16 protein-coding genes are annotated in these 15,997 nt (G+C 67.7%); 9 read left to right on the top strand and 7 right to left on the bottom strand.

Annotation, left to right across the window (positions count from 1 at the left end; genetic code table 11):
* Positions 1–12: 12 nt before the first annotated feature.
* Together ACM6LU_RS30755 and ACM6LU_RS30750 are read right to left on the bottom strand one after the other, a co-directional pair.
* Positions 13–684 (bottom strand): GntR family transcriptional regulator, encoded by a 672-nt coding sequence (locus ACM6LU_RS30755; RefSeq protein WP_414941309.1) that lies wholly within the window; start codon positions 682–684, stop codon positions 13–15.
* Positions 666–2,150: a fumarylacetoacetate hydrolase family protein gene (locus ACM6LU_RS30750; RefSeq protein WP_414941308.1), complete on the bottom strand. Its 1,485-nt coding sequence runs from the start codon at positions 2,148–2,150 to the stop codon at positions 666–668. Before ACM6LU_RS30750 ends, ACM6LU_RS30755 begins: the two co-directional genes overlap by 19 nt.
* Before the next feature lie 92 nt (positions 2,151–2,242).
* Between ACM6LU_RS30750 and ACM6LU_RS30745 the strand changes: the two genes are divergently transcribed.
* Positions 2,243–3,616, top strand: coding sequence for an MFS transporter (locus tag ACM6LU_RS30745; RefSeq protein WP_414941307.1), 1,374 nt, complete (start codon positions 2,243–2,245; stop codon positions 3,614–3,616).
* A gap of 15 nt (positions 3,617–3,631) precedes the next feature.
* Here the strand turns inward: ACM6LU_RS30745 and ACM6LU_RS30740 are convergent, their stop codons facing one another.
* The gene (locus tag ACM6LU_RS30740; RefSeq protein WP_414941306.1) at positions 3,632–4,321 is read right to left on the bottom strand and encodes an IclR family transcriptional regulator; all 690 of its coding nucleotides are present in this window, start codon (positions 4,319–4,321) and stop codon (positions 3,632–3,634) included.
* A 59-nt stretch (positions 4,322–4,380) separates the two neighbouring features.
* Here ACM6LU_RS30740 and ACM6LU_RS30735 point away from each other — a divergent pair, with 59 nt between their 5' ends.
* The 3 genes from ACM6LU_RS30735 (at position 4,381) to ACM6LU_RS30725 (ending at position 6,801) form a co-directional block, all read left to right on the top strand.
* Positions 4,381–4,914: a flavin reductase family protein gene (locus tag ACM6LU_RS30735; RefSeq protein ID WP_414941305.1), complete on the top strand. Its 534-nt coding sequence runs from the start codon at positions 4,381–4,383 to the stop codon at positions 4,912–4,914.
* Between the two features lie 30 nt (positions 4,915–4,944).
* Positions 4,945–6,402: a 4-hydroxyphenylacetate 3-monooxygenase, oxygenase component gene (gene hpaB, locus ACM6LU_RS30730; protein WP_414941304.1), complete on the top strand. Its 1,458-nt coding sequence runs from the start codon at positions 4,945–4,947 to the stop codon at positions 6,400–6,402.
* A gap of 207 nt (positions 6,403–6,609) precedes the next feature.
* Positions 6,610–6,801, top strand: a complete 192-nt coding sequence (locus tag ACM6LU_RS30725; RefSeq protein ID WP_414941303.1) for a hypothetical protein — start codon at positions 6,610–6,612, stop codon at positions 6,799–6,801.
* A gap of 8 nt (positions 6,802–6,809) precedes the next feature.
* On the opposite strand, the gene ACM6LU_RS30720 is transcribed toward ACM6LU_RS30725, so the two are convergent.
* Entirely contained in the window at positions 6,810–7,001 is a 192-nt protein-coding gene (locus ACM6LU_RS30720) for an alpha/beta hydrolase (protein ID WP_414941302.1), read from the bottom strand.
* 37 nt (positions 7,002–7,038) lie between these two features.
* On the opposite strand from ACM6LU_RS30720, the gene ACM6LU_RS30715 reads away from it, so the two are divergent.
* The gene (locus ACM6LU_RS30715; protein WP_414941301.1) at positions 7,039–7,215 is read left to right on the top strand and encodes a hypothetical protein; all 177 of its coding nucleotides are present in this window, start codon (positions 7,039–7,041) and stop codon (positions 7,213–7,215) included.
* A 51-nt stretch (positions 7,216–7,266) separates the two neighbouring features.
* On the opposite strand, the gene ACM6LU_RS30710 is transcribed toward ACM6LU_RS30715, so the two are convergent.
* On the bottom strand, positions 7,267–8,277 hold the full coding sequence (locus ACM6LU_RS30710; protein ID WP_414941300.1) for a hypothetical protein: 1,011 nt from the start codon (positions 8,275–8,277) through the stop codon (positions 7,267–7,269).
* Between the two features lie 191 nt (positions 8,278–8,468).
* Here ACM6LU_RS30710 and ACM6LU_RS30705 point away from each other — a divergent pair, with 191 nt between their 5' ends.
* Positions 8,469–9,869 carry a fatty acid desaturase gene (locus ACM6LU_RS30705; RefSeq protein WP_414941299.1) on the top strand — a complete coding sequence of 467 codons (1,401 nt, stop codon included), beginning with the start codon at positions 8,469–8,471 and terminating at the stop codon, positions 9,867–9,869.
* Positions 9,870–10,308: 439 nt separating this feature from the next.
* Positions 10,309–10,944 carry a TetR family transcriptional regulator gene (locus tag ACM6LU_RS30700; RefSeq protein WP_414941298.1) on the top strand — a complete coding sequence of 212 codons (636 nt, stop codon included), beginning with the start codon at positions 10,309–10,311 and terminating at the stop codon, positions 10,942–10,944.
* A gap of 412 nt (positions 10,945–11,356) precedes the next feature.
* Here the strand turns inward: ACM6LU_RS30700 and ACM6LU_RS30695 are convergent, their stop codons facing one another.
* Both ACM6LU_RS30695 and ACM6LU_RS30690 read right to left on the bottom strand, forming a co-directional pair.
* Entirely contained in the window at positions 11,357–11,611 is a 255-nt protein-coding gene (locus ACM6LU_RS30695) for a hypothetical protein (RefSeq protein WP_414941297.1), read from the bottom strand.
* 23 nt (positions 11,612–11,634) lie between these two features.
* Positions 11,635–13,671, bottom strand: a complete 2,037-nt coding sequence (locus ACM6LU_RS30690) for an MMPL family transporter (protein ID WP_414941296.1) — start codon at positions 13,669–13,671, stop codon at positions 11,635–11,637.
* 106 nt (positions 13,672–13,777) lie between these two features.
* Here ACM6LU_RS30690 and ACM6LU_RS30685 point away from each other — a divergent pair, with 106 nt between their 5' ends.
* Together ACM6LU_RS30685 and ACM6LU_RS30680 are read left to right on the top strand one after the other, a co-directional pair.
* On the top strand, positions 13,778–14,251 hold the full coding sequence (locus tag ACM6LU_RS30685; protein WP_414941295.1) for a MarR family winged helix-turn-helix transcriptional regulator: 474 nt from the start codon (positions 13,778–13,780) through the stop codon (positions 14,249–14,251).
* 50 nt (positions 14,252–14,301) lie between these two features.
* A complete protein-coding gene (locus tag ACM6LU_RS30680) occupies positions 14,302–15,768 on the top strand; it encodes an SDR family oxidoreductase (RefSeq protein ID WP_414941293.1) in 1,467 nt (488 codons plus the stop codon).
* Positions 15,769–15,997 lie beyond the last annotated feature (229 nt).

Genomic DNA, 15,997 nt, shown 5'->3' with positions numbered 1-15,997 from the left:
ATTCCTCCTCAGTCAGCGGTTCGCGCGCTCTCGAGCGTCCAAAAAGGCCTGCATGGTGGCCCAGCGGTGATTGCGCGCGGCGAATTCGATGTCGAGCGGGGCGGCCTTCTCGGAGATCAGCCGGAGGATCTGTTCGTGCTCTTCGACCGACCGGTGCGCCCGGTCGGGGACGAACGCGAACGTGGAGTCGCGCAGCCCGGACAGCCGCGTCCAGCCCTGATGCACCAGGTCGAGGATCTGCGGGTTGGGGCAGCAGGCGAACAGCAGCGAGTGGAACCGCTGGTTCAGCGCGGTGAACTCGTGCGCGTCGAAGTGGTCTAGCAGGGCGATCATCCGCTCGTTCACCCGGCGTGCCTTCGCGATGTCCTGTTCGGACAGTCGCGGCGCGGACAGCGCGGTGGCGACGCCTTCGACGACGCCGAGGGTCTGCATGGCGTGGACGTATTCGTTCTGGTCCACCATCGCCACACGGGCGCCGACGTTGCGCTCGAAGGTCACCAGCCGTTCGGCCTCCAGTCGCCGGATCGCCTCGCGCACCGGGACGACGCTCATGTCGAGCGCGCCGGCGATCTCGGCCAGGACGAGCCGGTAGCCGGGTCCGTACTCGTGCCGGGCGATCCGCTCACGCAGCCACTCGTAGGCGAGTTCGGATTTGCTGCTCGTCTTCACTGCTTCTTCTGCCATGCCTCATACCTTTCCCGCCACAACGGGTTCAGCGGGAAGAGCCCCTCGATCGCGCGGCCCTGGCCGACCTGCTCGGCGATCCAGGCGTCCTCGTCCTCCTGGACGAGCGTCGCGTCGGCGATCTCTTCGGCGAGGTGCGGCGGGATGACGACCACGCCGTCGTCGTCGCCGACGATGATGTCGCCGGGCAGCACGGTCGCGCCGCCGCACGCGACCGCGACATCGATGTCCCACGGCACGTGTTTGCGGCCGAGGACCGCCGGATGCGCGCCTTGCGAGAACACCGGGAGGCCGGTCGCCGCGACGGCGTCGAAGTCGCGGACCCCGCCGTCGGTGACCACTCCGGCCGCGCCGAGATACCGTGCCCGCAACGCCAGGATGTCCCCGAGCGTTCCGGAACCCTTGTCCCCCCTGGCCTCGATGACGATCACCTCACCGGCGCCGACCGAGTCGAACAGGCGCTTCTGCGCGTTAAAGCCGCCGCCGTGGGACTTGAAGAGGTCCTCGCGGTTGGGGACGAAGCGCAAAGTCCTCGCCGTGCCGACGATCCTCGAGCCGGGCAGGTTGGGGCGCACACCGTCGATCGCGACGTTGTTCAATCCGCGTTTACGCAGCTGGGCGGAGAGGCCCGCCACCGGGGCGCGCAGCAGTTTGGCGCGAAGTTCGTCGCTGAGAGCGAGGGGGCTTTCTTCCAGCGGCTCATCCGAGGGAGTGCCCCAGGCTTCGGCGCGCTGCTTGTCGTCGACCTCGGGGAGACTGCCGATGTCGGAGAACGACCGGATTCCCTGGGTGACGGTGGTGTGGAGGCGTCCGCTGCTGGCGGACGTGGCGGGAACGTCCACTTCGACCACCACGACGTCGCCGGGGGAGACCACCGTGGACCCGGCGGGGGTGCCGGTGAGGATGACGTCGCCGGGTTCGAGCGTGAAGTGCTGGGAGAGGTCGGAAACGAACTGCCGCAACGGAAACAGCAGTCCGGCCGTGGTGTCCTCCTGTACCAGGTCGCCGTTCACCCAGGTGCGCACGCGCAGGGCTGACGGGTCGACGTCGCGTGCGTCGATGAGGCCGGGGCCGAGTGGGGTGTAGCCGTCACCGCCCTTGGACCGGACGTTGGAGCCCTTGTCCGCGGTGCGCAGGTCGTAGAGGCCGAAGTCGTTCGCGGCGGTGACCGCGGCGACGTGCTCCCACGCCTTGTCCGGTTTGACCCACCGGGCCGTGGTGCCGATGACCAGCGCGATCTCGCCCTCGAAGGCCAGCAGTTCGGTCCCGGCCGGGCGTTCGACCGTGCCCCCGGACGTGCCGACCGAGCTCGACGGCTTGAAGAAGTACGACGGGTTCGCCGGGCGCCGCCCGCGCTGCTCGGCCCGTGACGCGTAGCTGAGATGGACGGCGATGATCTTGCCCGGCCGGGTGCCCAGCGGACCGGAACCGCGTCCTGATGGCGCCGTTGCCTCGTAAGTGTCCATGTTTCCTGAACTCCTCGACCCTTGCTTCGTATCTAATAACGTATATGATTCTGTGCCACAGTGGCAAGGCGGCCGACGACAAAGGAGTCCACGTGTCGAACCCAGCGCAGGACGAGCGCATGCCCAGCCGAACCGCGCGACCGTCCGCGGACCGGCGCCGGGTCGCGTTCGCGACCGTCGTCGGCACCACCGTCGAGTGGTACGACTTCTTCGTTTACGCGTCCGCCGCCGGTCTGGTGTTCGGCAAGTTGTTCTTCTCCGGCCTCGGGGCGAACAGCACACTCGTCTCGTTCGCCACCGTTGGCGTGAGTTTCCTGTTCCGTCCGCTCGGCGCCTTCCTCGCCGGGCACTTCGGCGACAAGTACGGCCGTCGCGTGGTCCTGGTGCTCACGCTGATCCTGATGGGCGCCGCGACCACGCTGATCGGCGTGCTCCCGACGTTCGACCAGATCGGCGTCCTCGCGCCGGTGCTGCTGATCCTGTTGCGGGTCCTGCAGGGTGTCTCGGCGGGTGGCGAATGGGGCGGCGCCGTCCTGATGGCCGTCGAGCACGCGCCGGCCCGGCGCCGAGGACTTTTCGGCGCCGCACCGCAGATCGGCGTCCCGCTCGGTCTGCTGCTGGCGTCCGGCGTCTTGGCGCTGACCAGCCTGCTCGTGCCCGGCCAGGCGTTCCTCGACTGGGGCTGGCGGATCCCGTTCCTGCTCAGCGTCGGGCTGATCCTGGTCGGCCACTACGTCCGGCGCCGCGTCGAGGAGAGCCCGGTCTTCCGCGAGATCGCCCAGCGGCGTGAGCGGACCCGGACCCCGATCGTCCAGCTGTTCCGCAAGCACGCCGTGCTCGTCCTGGTGGCCGCGCTGGTGTTCGCGGGCAACAACGCCGTCGGCTACATGACCACCGGCGGCTACATCCAGAACTACGCGACCAACCCGAAGGGCCCGATCGGGCTCGACCGCGGCCCGGTGCTGTGGGCGGTCACCGCGTCGGCGGCGACCTGGCTGATCTCGACGTGGGCAGCGGGCGCGGTGTCCGACCGGATCGGCAGGCGGCGCACCTACGTGGTGGGCTGGATCGCCCAGCTCGCCGGCGTCGCGGTCCTCTTCCCCTTGGTGGACACCGGGAACGTCATGTTGCTGGCGCTGGGTTTGATCATTCTCAGCGTGGGGCTCGGCTTCACCTACGGCCAGCAGGCGGCGTTCTACGCGGAACTGTTCCCCGCGTCGATCCGGTTCTCCGGCGTCTCGATCTCCTACGCGCTCGGCGCGATCCTCGGTGGCGCGTTCGCGCCGACGATCGCCACCGCGCTGGTCGGCGCGACCGGCACGTCGTTGTCCGTGGCCGTCTACCTGGCGGGGATGACGGTCATCGGCCTCATCGCCACCTTGCTCCTGCGTGACAGGTCGGGGATTCCACTCGGCCCGGACCACGAAGCCGAGCAGGCGGTGAGCCCGCTCCGATTCTCGAAGTGACCCCGTCCGTGACGCTTATCCGCCGAGGGCGTCACGGACGGCCTTCGCCGCCGTCTTGAGCCGCTCCGCGAGTTCGGCGGCGGTTCGCGTGCTGGACAGGTAGACGACCGCGAGCGCCGCGGGGTTGTGGCCGCGCAGGGGGAGCGGCACCGCGACCGCGCTGAGGTTCTCGATCACCTCGCCATGGCTGTCCGCGTAGCCGCGGGCGGCCACTTCCCGTACTTCCTCCGGCCAGTCCTCCGGCGGCAGCTGCGAAAGGATCGCGCGGCCGGGCGCGCCCGCGGTGAACGGATGCCTGGACCCCGGGCGCTGCGCGACGGACGCGACGGCGTGCCGGGGTTCCACGCTGACCAAGGTCACGCACTCTTCGCGGTCCATCACCGCCACGAAACACGTCATGCCGAGTTCGTTCGCGACCGCGGTCAGTTCGGGCAGCGCGGCGGCCTGCAGGTCGTGCTTGATCCCCGCCGCGAGCGCGGCCAGTCGCGTGCCGAGTTCGAACTTTCCGCCGGACTCTCTGGTGAGAAGCCCGTGGTCTTCGAGCGTGCGGATGAGCCGGTACGCGATCGACCGGTGCACGCCGAGCCGTTCGGCGATCTGGTCGACGGTGAGCGCTTCCTGTGCGTCAGCAAGGACTTCGAGCACGCGGATACCCCGGCTGAGCGTCTGGGACGCGCTGGAAACCTTGCGGGAGCCCGAAGTCATCATATACGATCCATTTCGATAGTTGAACTGGCTGTTCGATTATAGAACAGGATCTGACGATGACGTCACGCGAAAGTGGTTTTTCGCCTGGTTCGAAGTTGTATCGCCCGTCCGCGCAGTTCTTCCGGGGCTGTCTCAGCCGTTTCGCGACGGGTGTCGCGGTGGTGACCTTCGATGCCGCGACGAAACGGCATGGCCTGACGGTGAACTCCTTCACCGCGGTCTCGATGGATCCGCCGCTCGTACTCGTTTCGATCCAGCGCACCGTGAAGAGTCACGACCTGCTCGAAGGCCGCCCGTTCGCGGTCAACGTCCTCGGCGCGGAACAAGAGGCGCTCGCGATGAACTTCGCCGGCCGTCCGTCTCCCGAAGGTGCGCCGGTGTGGGTCGAGGGCGGGCACGCGCCGCGGCTCGGCGGCGTCCTCAGCTGGTTCGACTGCACGCCGTGGGCCGCCTACGACGGCGGCGACCACACCCTGTTCCTCGGCGAGGTGAAGGAGTTCGACTACCGCTCCGGCGACGCGCTCGGCTTCGTCAACGGGCAGTTCTCGACCATCCACGAATCAGCGCAAGGCCACGAATCCCTCTTCTGACAACGACGTTCCCCCGAGAAGGAGCACGACATGGGAGCCCGCACCGGACAGCAGTTCCTCGACAAGCTCAACGCGATGACGCCGGAGCTGTACGTCGACGGCGAGAAGGTGACCTCGAAGGTCGCCGAGCACGCGGCCTTCCGGAACAACGCGCTGACCTACGCGAAATTGTTCGACCTCCAGCACGACCCGGCGCACCGCGACGTCCTCACCTACGAGTCGCCGACCACGGGGGAGCGGGTCGGGACCTCGTTCCTGGTGCCACGCACCGAGGACGACCTCAAACGCCGTCGCGCCGCGTTTTCCGTGTGGGCGCAGTACTCCAACGGTTTCCTCGGTCGCACCGGCGACTACATGAACTCGTCGCTCACCGCGCTTTCGACCGCGAAGAAGTTCTTCGCCAAGGCCGATCCGGTCTTCGGTGAGCGCATCGAAAAGTACTACGAAATGGCGCGGGAGAACGACCTTCTCGCGACGCACACGCTGATCCCGCCGCAGGTCAACCGTTCGGTGTCCGGCAGCCAGCAGGGCGGCGGGAACCTGTCGGCGAAGGTGATCGAGGAACGGGAGGACGGCATCGTCGTCCGAGGTGCCCGGATGCTCGCCACGATCGCGCCGATCGCCGACGAACTCCTGGTGTTCCCGTCGACCGTTCTGCGCGGCACTCCCGAGGACGCCCCGTACTCCTACGCCTTCGCCGTCCCGAACGACGCGCCAGGGCTCAAGTACTTCTGCCGCGCCGGACTCGACCACGGCCGCTCGCGTTTCGACGAGCCGCTCGCCTCGCGTTTCGAGGAGATGGACGCGGTCGTGGTGTTCGACGACGTGTTCGTCCCGAACGAGCGGGTCTTCCTGCTGGGGCATCCGGAACTGTGCAACGCCTGGTACTCCGAGACCGGCGCCGGCGCGCTCATGACCCACCAGGTCGTCACGCGCACACTGGCCAAGACCGAGTTCTATCTCGGGCTCGCCAGTGAGATCGCCGCCGCGATCGGTATCGGCGGGTTCCAGCACATCCAGCAGGACCTGTCGGAGCTGATCTCCTACGTCGAGATCGAGAAGGCCGTGCTTCGCGCGGCGGAGGCCGACGGCGCGGTGAGCGAGGACGGCGTCTTCCTGCCCAAGTGGGAGGTTCTCAACGCCGCCAGGAACTGGTACCCCACCAAGGTCTCGCCGCGGCTGACCGAGATCATCCGCAAATTCTCGGCGTCCGGTCTCATGGCGCTACCGGGTGAATCGGACTTCGAGGCGGAGGGCCGTCCCGACATCGACACCTACCTTCAGTCGGCCACCCTGCCCGCCAAGGACCGCGCGCGGTTGTTCAAGCTCGCTTTCGACGCGTCGGTCTCGAGCTTCGCCGGACGGGAGTCGCTGTACGAGTACTTCTTCTTCGGCGACCCGGTGCGGATGGCGGGCGCCCAGGTGAACGCCTACCCGAGGGAGGCGCTGCAGGAGCGGGTGCGGGAGCTGCTGGCGCGCGACGAGTAGAGGACTGGTTGCGGTAGTTGCACGCGCATCTACCGCAACTAGAGGACTACTTGCGGCCGGTCCGGCCTGCTTTCGGGGGTATCACCTCACGCATTCGGCGTAGTCGAAAAGCATGAAGTCGAAATGATGGATAGCACTGGATGCGAAGGCCCTGGTGACGGAGGATTTCGCTGCCGACGAAACACCGAACGCCTGGGAGCGAGTCGCATGAAGCACGAAACCCCCGAAAACGTACGTCTGCTCTTCACCGGTCTCGGAATCGACACCGCGAAAGCGGGCAGTGAGATCGACCTGGTGATCGACCGCTTCGACAACTGGACCAACAAGGCACGGGTGGACGCCTTCAGGTGCTTCACCGGAGCTTGCTGCGTCGTCCCACCACTGGCTGAAGTCAAGTGACTCCCTGATCAACGACTGGACGGTGATGGGATCGGCGCTCCGGCGCAGGACCCGTCACCGGCCTCTCCGGTCGAGAAGAACGCGACAGCCTTGCTCGCGCAGGGGAGCGAGGACAGCGAGCCGTGGTGATCGTCCTCGATGGTGAGCAGGGCGCCGCCGATCCGCTGTCGCATGGCCAGTGCCCAGCCGATCGGTGTCACGGGTTCGTAGACGTGCCCGGCCAGTTGCAGCGGACTGGTGCCCTTCGCGAAGTTCTACGGCTGGACCGGCAACGGCCAGCCCGCGCACCGGCCGTTCCAGAACCCAGGTGAGGCGACGGCCGGGTACGCGCGGACGCGGTCGAGCCGCCGCTGCCAGATCGTCTTGAAGTCCCGAGGGCCTTCGGAGGCGTTGCGGAGGATCGCCGTCTGCTGAAAGGTGTCGGCCCCGTTCGGGGTCGTGTCCCAGCCGAATCCGGCTGCCGGTTCAGCCGCAGGTCAGGGTGCCCGCCCGGAGCGCGTGGCCGCCTTCGGCCCCGTCGTCGGCCCAGACCACCTGCTTCTTCCCGGAGGCGCAGGTGCCCGCGATGGCGAAACCTTCGTTGTTGTAGTCCGGCATCCCGCTCGGCCGGTCGTAGGTGGCCGTCACGGCGAACTTGCCCTGTGCGGAGACGGCGAGCGTCGTCGAGTCACCGCCGCAGTTGTCGTCGCAGACCGCCCACAGTCGCCCGGTCGAAGCTTCGAACTCGAGTTCCATGATCGAGTCGAGCCCGCTCGCGAAACTGGCCACGCGGGTGTACTTCCCGCCTGCCTGGTCGAGCGCGTAGGCGTAGATCATCCCGTTGCTCTCGAGGCCGACGAAGTAGAGGCCGGTGCCGTGGCCGGGGTAGCCGCCAGGGTTGTACGGGGCCTTCGTGCGTTCGTCCACGAAGCCCTTCGTGGTGAGGGCGCTGTCCGGGATCCACGAGACGGCTTCGAGGCCGTCGTTGGCCGAAGCCTTCGGCAGGTCCGCCGTCAGATCCCATTCGGCCTTGGCGGTGAGGCTCTTGGCCGAGCCGGACACGTCGTACCGGAGCACCTTGAGCGCGCTCGTCTTGTCCTTGTCACCGTCGCGTTCGGTGGCCGTGACCACGCCGTCCGGGGTGGCGACGACGGCTTCGGCGTCGGGGTCTCCCTTGCCGCCGCGGTAGCGCAGCTGCTTGCCGGACGACCAGCCGTTGGCGGTGTCCGGCTGCCACTTCGAGCCGTTGCGCACGAGGCGGTACAGCGTGCCGGGTCCGTTCTTCACCGCCCACAGGACGTTCTGGCTTTCGAACGACAGGCCGCTCAGGTTGCCGCCGAAGACGTTCGAGCCGTCGGCGTTCGTGACGGAGGAGCCGCCTGGCCACGAGCTGTTCGCCATGGTGCTCGCGGTGGCCGTCGTGGCGGGCAGGACAAGCAGGGCCGCGGCGACGGTGGCCGCGGCGACGGGTCGGATCCGGCGGGATGATCGGGGCATTCGCGCTCCTTCGGGCGGACGAAGTGAATCGCGGCGTGTCATCACAAGTTAAGTAAGTTTCCTAACAAAGACAAGATATCGCTGGCTTTCCATCAAGGGAAGCAACGTTGGATTTACAAAATGTGACGTCTTGTCAAACTAGGTGTACATCGCTTAAGGTTTTGTAAACCCAGCCAACGGAGGAGGGTGCGATGAGCGAGATGACGGGCACGATCCCGGCAGGCTCGACCGACCAGTGGACCGACCGCAAGCGATATCTGTGGCTGATCGGACTGGTGGTCCCCTCACTCGCGTTCCTCGCCATCGGGCTGCACGCGGCCACCGGCTGGGGTGTGTGGTTCTGGATCGGGCCGATCGTGATCCTGGTGGTCGTGCCGCTGATCGACCTGATCGCCGGGCTGGACCGCGACAATCCGCCGGACGACGTCATCGAACGGCTGGAGCAGGACCGCTACTACCGGTGGATCACCTTCGCGTTCCTGCCCATCCAGTACGCGGGTTTCGTGGCCGCGTTCTGGCTGATCTCCCGAGGTGAGCTGTCCGTTGTGGACAAGTTCGGCCTCGCCATCTCGATCGGCTGCGTCGGTGGTATCGGCATCAACACCGCGCACGAACTGGGGCACAAGAAGGAGAGTCACGAGCGCTGGCTGTCGAAGATCGCGCTGGCGCAGAGCTTCTACGGCCACTTCTACATCGAACACAACCGCGGCCACCACGTCCGGGTGGCGACCCCCGAGGATCCGGCGAGCAGCCGGGTGGGGGAGAGCTTCTACCGGTTCTGGCCGCGCACGGTGTTCGGCTCGCTGAAATCCGCGTGGGGGCTGGAACGCAAGCGGTACGCCCGGCGAGACCGGCATCCGTTCCGGATCAGCAACGACGTGCTCAACGCCTGGCTGATGTCGGCGGTGCTGTGGGTCGCGATGATCGCCTGGCTGGGTGTCGGGATCCTGCCGTACCTGGTGATCCAGGCGGTGATCGGGTTCTCGCTGCTGGAAGTCGTGAACTACATGGAGCACTACGGTATGCGGCGGCAGAAGATCGGCCCGCCGAACCGGCGGCGCTACGAACGCGTGAATCCCAGCCACAGCTGGAACTCCAACAACATCGCCACGAACGTTCTGCTGTATCACCTGCAGCGGCACAGCGACCACCACGCCAACCCGACCCGTCGCTACCAGACCCTGCGCGATTTCACGGAATCACCGGTCCTGCCGACGGGCTACGCCGGGATGATCGTGGCGGCACTGGTCCCGCCGGTCTGGCGCCGGGTGATGGACCCGCGGGTGCTCGCGCATTTCGACGGCGACATCTCCCGCGCCAACATCCGGCCGTCGAAACGCGGCAAGATCCTGGCGCGTTACGGAACCCGAGTGACCGCGCCGTCGCGAGTCGTGGCCGACACGCACGGGGACGCGACCGAGGGCGGGATGTGCCCGGGCTGCGGGTACGTCTACGACGAGGAACTCGGGGACCCGCGTGAGGGTTTCCCCGCCGGAACGTCGTGGTCGGCGATCCCGGATTCGTGGTGCTGTCCGGACTGCGGGGTGCGGGAAAAGGTCGATTTCGTGGCACCGGGAAGGGTCGGAGCATGATGAAGATCGAGGTTGACCGTGCGAAATGCGACGGACTGGGCATGTGCGAGGCGATGGCGCCCGACTGCCGTACTTCTGGTCGGACTGGTACGACCACCGCATCCAGTTCGTCGGTACCCCGCGCGCGCGTGTGGATTTGGGACATCCGACGTCCCAAAATCCACACGGTCCTGGCGTGACCGGTCCGACCCGGAGGGGGTGTGGAAACAGGGACACTCAACGCCCCTATTTCCACACTCCACCCAGAGCCTCGTGAGTGGCAAGGACAAGTTCTGACGTCTTTACCGCTTGCGACGCGCAGGTCGTAGATGTCCACGATCCAGCCCTTTCGTGACCGCGCCGAAGCGCGAACGGAACGGATCTCCGAGCGAGTGCCCAGTCGGCGCCGCGGCCCGGCTGCGGAAATCCCGAAAGCGCGCTTTGAGAGGCACAGCCTAGAATGACGATCATGAGCGAGGTACCGTCAGCCGCGGTCACGGGTGGCCCGTACCATGAACCGATCGTCGCGTCGGCGATCGAGCTGACCGTGGGTTCCGGCTGGTCCTCGGTGACGATGAGCAAACTCGCGGACATCGTCGGCGTCAGCCGTCAGACCGTCTACAACGAACTCGGCTCGAAGAGTCAGCTGGCCGAGGCGATGATCTCGCACGAACTCGCCCGGTTCCTCTCGGTCGTCCGGGACGCCTTCGGGCGACACCCCGACGACCTCGTCGAAGCGATCCACGACGCCGTCCGTGGCGTCCTCGAACTCGCCGACGACAACCTGCTGCTGCGCGCCATCGTCTCGGCCACGCACGGCGCGGACACCGAGCTGCTGCCACTGCTGACGGTTCGCGCCGGCAGCCTGCTGAGCGAAGCGACGATCATGCTGCGCGGCCGTGTGCGTGCCTACGACCCGCCGCTGGACCCCGCGCAGCTCGGTGTCGCCATCGATGTCGTGGTCCGGACGGTGCTCAGCCACATCATGCAGCCGTCGGACACCCCGGCCCGCACGGCCGACGCGCTGGCGTGGATGGCCTCGCGCGTGCTCGGCACGACCACGACCCGCTCACTGCGGCATCCATCGCTGGATTAGGGCCGCCGTCTCGGCCGCGGCCAAGCGGGTGTTGTCGATCCACAGGTGATCCGACGGAGGACACGCGTGATTGGACGGAGGACACGCGTGTGGCCGGGCCCCGTCGCGAGTCGTCCGTCTGGACACGTGTGCCGTCCGTCCAATCACACGTGCTGTCCCGCCAGTCACGCGAAACCGCCGGACAGTAGGTACCTAATGCCGTGTGATCCTGCAGGTCTTACCCGTGATCAGCCGGCGATCTCCGGAGATCGCCGTCCGAGGAACGAAACCCAACGTCAAGCAAGCAGGATCACGCGACACTGAGGCACGGATGGCCCTAAACCGAATCTTCACTCACGACCACCCCGAAACTGTATGCGCGACATCGCGCTACTGGCCGCGCTACCTGTGCTGATCCCGGCGATACGAGGTGCTACTCCTCGGTGAGCTCGGCCAACTGCTCCGCCGCCGTCCTGTTCCCTTGCTCGGCCAGCCGTCGCAGCTCGTCCAGCGCACCCAGTTCGGTCGCCGTTTCGATCAGCTGGTCCGCCGCGTCACCGCTGCCGCCGTCGGCCAGCCGCCGGAGTTCGTCCAGGTCGCCGCGCTCACCGGCGAGCTCGATCAGTTCGTCGACGGCGTCCCGATCCCCGGCCGCGGCACGTTCTCGCAAGTCGTCCAGCTCGCTCATGGTCGCCAGGCTACGGGCCGTGGTCATGCCCGGCCGGCTTTCGCCAGTTTCGACGGCCACCAGATCTTCCGGCCGACGTCCACTGCTAGAGCCGGTACCAGCAGGGACCGCACCAGAAGCGTGTCCAGCAGCACGCCGAACGCGACGATGAACGCCAGCTGAGCCAGGAAGAGGATGGGCAGGACGGCCAAGGCGGCGAAGGTCGCGGCCAGTACGACACCCGCCGACGTGATCACACCGCCGGTGACGCGCAGGCCGCGCAGGGTTCCGTCTCTGGTGCCGATCCTGCCCGCCTCTTCGCGGACCCGCGTCATCAGGAAGATGTTGTAGTCGATCCCCAGCGCGACAAGGAAGACGAAGCCGAACAGCGGGACGACCGGGTCGGCGCCGGGGAAGTCGAAGACGTGGTTGAACACCAGCGCCGAGACGCCCATGGTCGCGGCGAAGGACAGCACCACCGTGCCGATGAGCAGCAGCGGCGCGAGCAGTGACCGCAGCAGCAGGGCGAGGACGAGGAAGATCACGACCAGGACGATCGGGATGATCAGCAGGCGGTCGTGCTCCGACGTCTTCCTGGTGTCGAGCAGCGTCGCCGTCGGACCGCCGACCTTGGTGCCGTCGACGGTGTGCACGGCTTCGCGGATCCGCTCGACCGTGGTGACGGCCGCGTCGGAGTCCGGGGGATCGGCCAGCACCGCGTCGATCTTCACGAGCCCACCGGCGTCCGGGCCCGGGCTCTGGCGCACGTCGGATACGCCGGGCACGCGCGCCAGCGCGGTCACGGCCTGAGCCTGACCGGCGGGCGCGATGATCACGGTGGGCGAGCCGGAGCCGCCGGGGAAGTAACGGGAGAGAACTTCCTGACCCGCCACGGAATCGACCGGGGTGAGGAAGACGTCGGACTGTGCGGTGCCGGAAGCCTTGAGCTGGGGGAGGAACGCGCCGCCCGCGAGCAGGACGACGGTCGTGACGATCCAGATCGTGCGAGGTGCCCGTGCGATCCAGCCCGCGACGCGGCCCCAGAGTCCGCCGGTCTCTTCCTTCCGCGGGGCCACCGCCGGCCGGAACGGCCAGAAGGCGTTGCGGCCGCACAAGGCCAGGACGGCGGGCAGGAACGTGATGGTCGTCAGGAAGGCGGCGCCGATGCCGATGGCGGCGACCGGACCGAGTCCCTTGTTGGAGTTCAGGTCACTGAACAGCAGGCAGAGGACACCGAGGACCACGGTCCCGGCGGAGGCCGCGATCGGTTCGATGGTCGAACGCCAGGCGGTGCGGAGCGCGGTGCGGGCGTCGTCGGTCGTTTGAAGTTCTTCGCGATAGCGCGAGATCATCAGGAGCGCGTAGTCGGTGGCGGCACCGAAGACGAGGATGAACAGGATCCCCTGACTCTGCCCGTTCAATGCCAGCACGTCGTTGTCCGCGAGCAGGTACACCGCGAGACTCGCCGTTCCCAGCGCGAACACGGCCGACAACAGGACCAGCAGGGGGAGCAGCGGGCTCCGGTAGACGATGATCAGGATGAGCGCCACCACCGCGCCCGCGACCAGGAGCAGCAGTCCGTCGATCCCGCCGAACGCCTCCTTGAGGTCGGCGACCTGCGCGGCGGGGCCGGTCACAAGCACCTTCAACCCGTCGGGGGTGTCGCGGGCGAGCGCGTCTCGCAGGGCCTCGACGCCGTCACCTGGGTCGCTCGTGGCGTCGAGCAGGACGACGGCCTGCGCGCCGGCGGCACTGCCCGGTGCGGGGACGAGTCGCGCGTTCGACGTCCTGTCGGCGAGGAATCGCTTGTCGTCTTCGGTCAGCCCTGAGGGCCGCTCGGCGACGACGATCGCCGGGATGACGGCGGCGCTGGAGAACTGCTTCTGGAGTTCGCCGACTTCGGTCGCTTCGGCCGAGGCGGGCAGGAAACTGCTGCTGTCGTTCTCCGTGACCTGGCTCAATTTCCCGGCGTACGGGCCGCTGAACCCGCCGAAGATCAGCCAGGCCACCACGACGAGGGCGGGGAGCAGCCACCGTAGACGTGACCGCGTGCGGGCTGGGCGTTCGACTTCCGAGATCATGGACGGATGGCTCCCGTGACAGCGCTACTTCGACGAGTGGATAGTTCGATCATCGAAATAGTAGAATGGTCACCCGGACGGGGCAACTTGAGGGGAGGTTTCGGCCATGCCTGAGGACGTCGAACAGGTCACGGACGACTTGCTCGTCCTCCTGCTGCGGCAGCTGACCGTCGAATCGGACCGGTTCGCCGAAATGTTCGGTGAGGCGCACGGCCTGCACCGGACCGACCTCAACGCGCTCGCGGTGATCATGGACGCGGCCAGGATGGGGGCCCCGATGAGCCCGAGCAGGCTCGCGAGCGCCCTGCACCTGAGCGCGTCGGCCACGACGTCGGTGCTGGACCGGCTGGAGCGAGCCGGGCACCTCTACCGGGACCGGAGCGCGACCGACCGCCGCAAAGTCGAGTTGCGGATGCACGACCAGGCCCGCCGGATCGGCGCCGAGTTCTTCCTGCCGCTCGGCGCGAGCTTCTCCGCCGCATGGCGGGACCTGGGGGAGGACGAACGGCGGACGGTCGCACGCTTCCTTCGGAGCAGCATCGCCGCGACCGTGGAGGTTCGCGGGCGCCTGGTCCCCTGAAAGGCTCACTCGGACTGCGCGCCTCCTCTTCGCGGTGAACACTCGGGCGAATGCGATGTGTGGTGCTCGGTGCGACGGGTTATGTCGGTGGACGGCTGGTGCCGCATCTGCTGGAGGCGGGCCACGAGGTCCGCGTGGTGGCGCGTTCCCCGGAGAAGGTCGCCGAAGAGCCCTGGCGTGACCGCGTCGGGGTCGAACGCGGCGACGTCACCGATCCGGCCTCGATCGAAGCCGCGCTGACCGATGGCGAGGTGGTCTACTACCTCGTGCATTCCTTGACGCGCAAGGATTTCGTGGAGATCGACCGGGAGGCGGCGCGGACGGTCGCCGAGGCCGCGAAGACGGCGGGCGTGCGGCGGCTGGTCTACCTGGGCGGCATCGTGCCGGACGACGAGGAGCTGTCGCCGCATCTGGCGTCTCGGGCCGAAGTGGGCCGGGTCCTGCTGGATTCCGGGGTTCCCGCCATCGTCCTGCAGGCCGCGGTGATCATCGGCTCGGGCTCGGCGAGCTTCGAGATGCTGCGCTACCTGACCGAGCGGCTCCCGGCGATGATCACCCCGCGGTGGGTGCACAACCGCATCCAGCCGATCGCGATCCGGGACGTGCTGCACTACCTCGTGCACGCCGCCGAACTGCCGCCGGAAGTGAACGGCGCCTTCGACATCGGCGGCCCCGACGTACTGACCTATTTGGACATGATGCGCCGCTACGCCGTGGTCGCCGGTTTGCCGAGGCGAGCCGTCGTCCCCGTGCCGGTGCTGACGCCGTGGGTGTCCGCTCAGTGGGTCAACCTGGTCACGCCCGTGCCGAAGTCGATCGCGGTACCGTTGATCGAGTCGCTGGTGCACGAGGTGGTCTGCCATGACCAGGCGATCGCCGAGCACATCCCCGATCCGGAAGCGGGCCTGACCCACTACGAACAGGCCGTCGAACTGGCGCTGACCAGGACCCGTAACGCCGACGTGCCGACCCGCTGGTCCGACGCCTCGACCGGATCCGCGCCGTCGGATCCGCTGCCGAGCGATCCGGACTGGGCGGGCGGGACCGTTTACGAGGACAAGCGCGAGCAAAGGACGGACGCCACGCCGGAGGCACTGTGGGACGTCATCGAATCCATCGGCGGGGAACACGGCTGGTATTCGTTCCCGCTGGCGTGGTCGATCCGCGGCTGGGCCGATCGGCTTGCCGGCGGTGTCGGGTTGAGGCGCGGACGCCGGGATCCGCGGCGACTGCATCTCGGCGAGGCCCTGGACTGGTGGCGCGTCGAGTACCTGGACCGGCCGCATATGTTGCGGTTGCGGGCGGAGATGAAACTGCCGGGGCGCGCCTGGCTCGAACTCAGCGTCGAGTCCGATGGGGACGGTGGGACGATCTACCGGCAGCGGGCGGTGTTCGAGCCGCGCGGACTCGCCGGGCACGCGTATTGGAAGGGGATCGCGCCGTTCCACGGCGTCGTCTTCGGCGGTATGGTCCGCAACATCACCGGCGCGGCGCAAGGAGAAGCCGGCGGCTCGTGAGAAGTAAGGCAGAGGTGTCGTGTTCGAGCGCGGTGCCGGTGACCGGTCCCGCTGCCGGACCGCGTCCCGCACTGTGTGGAAGTAGGGACACTCGACGTCTCTATTCCGTACACCTCTCACCCGACGCCACCTTTGATCCGTCCTGCCCCCGTTGAGGCGGTAGGCGGCGGCGAACGCCATGAGAAGCGATCCGCGGCGGCGGTCGGCGGGCATGATCGGACGGTGGCAG

Origin of the sequence: Amycolatopsis sp. cmx-11-51, assembly GCF_047608665.1 — a bacterium.
Taxonomy (GTDB): Bacteria; Actinomycetota; Actinomycetes; order Mycobacteriales; family Pseudonocardiaceae; genus Amycolatopsis.
Note: the sequence above shows the minus strand (reverse complement) of the source record. Positions and strands in the feature narration are given on the sequence as shown.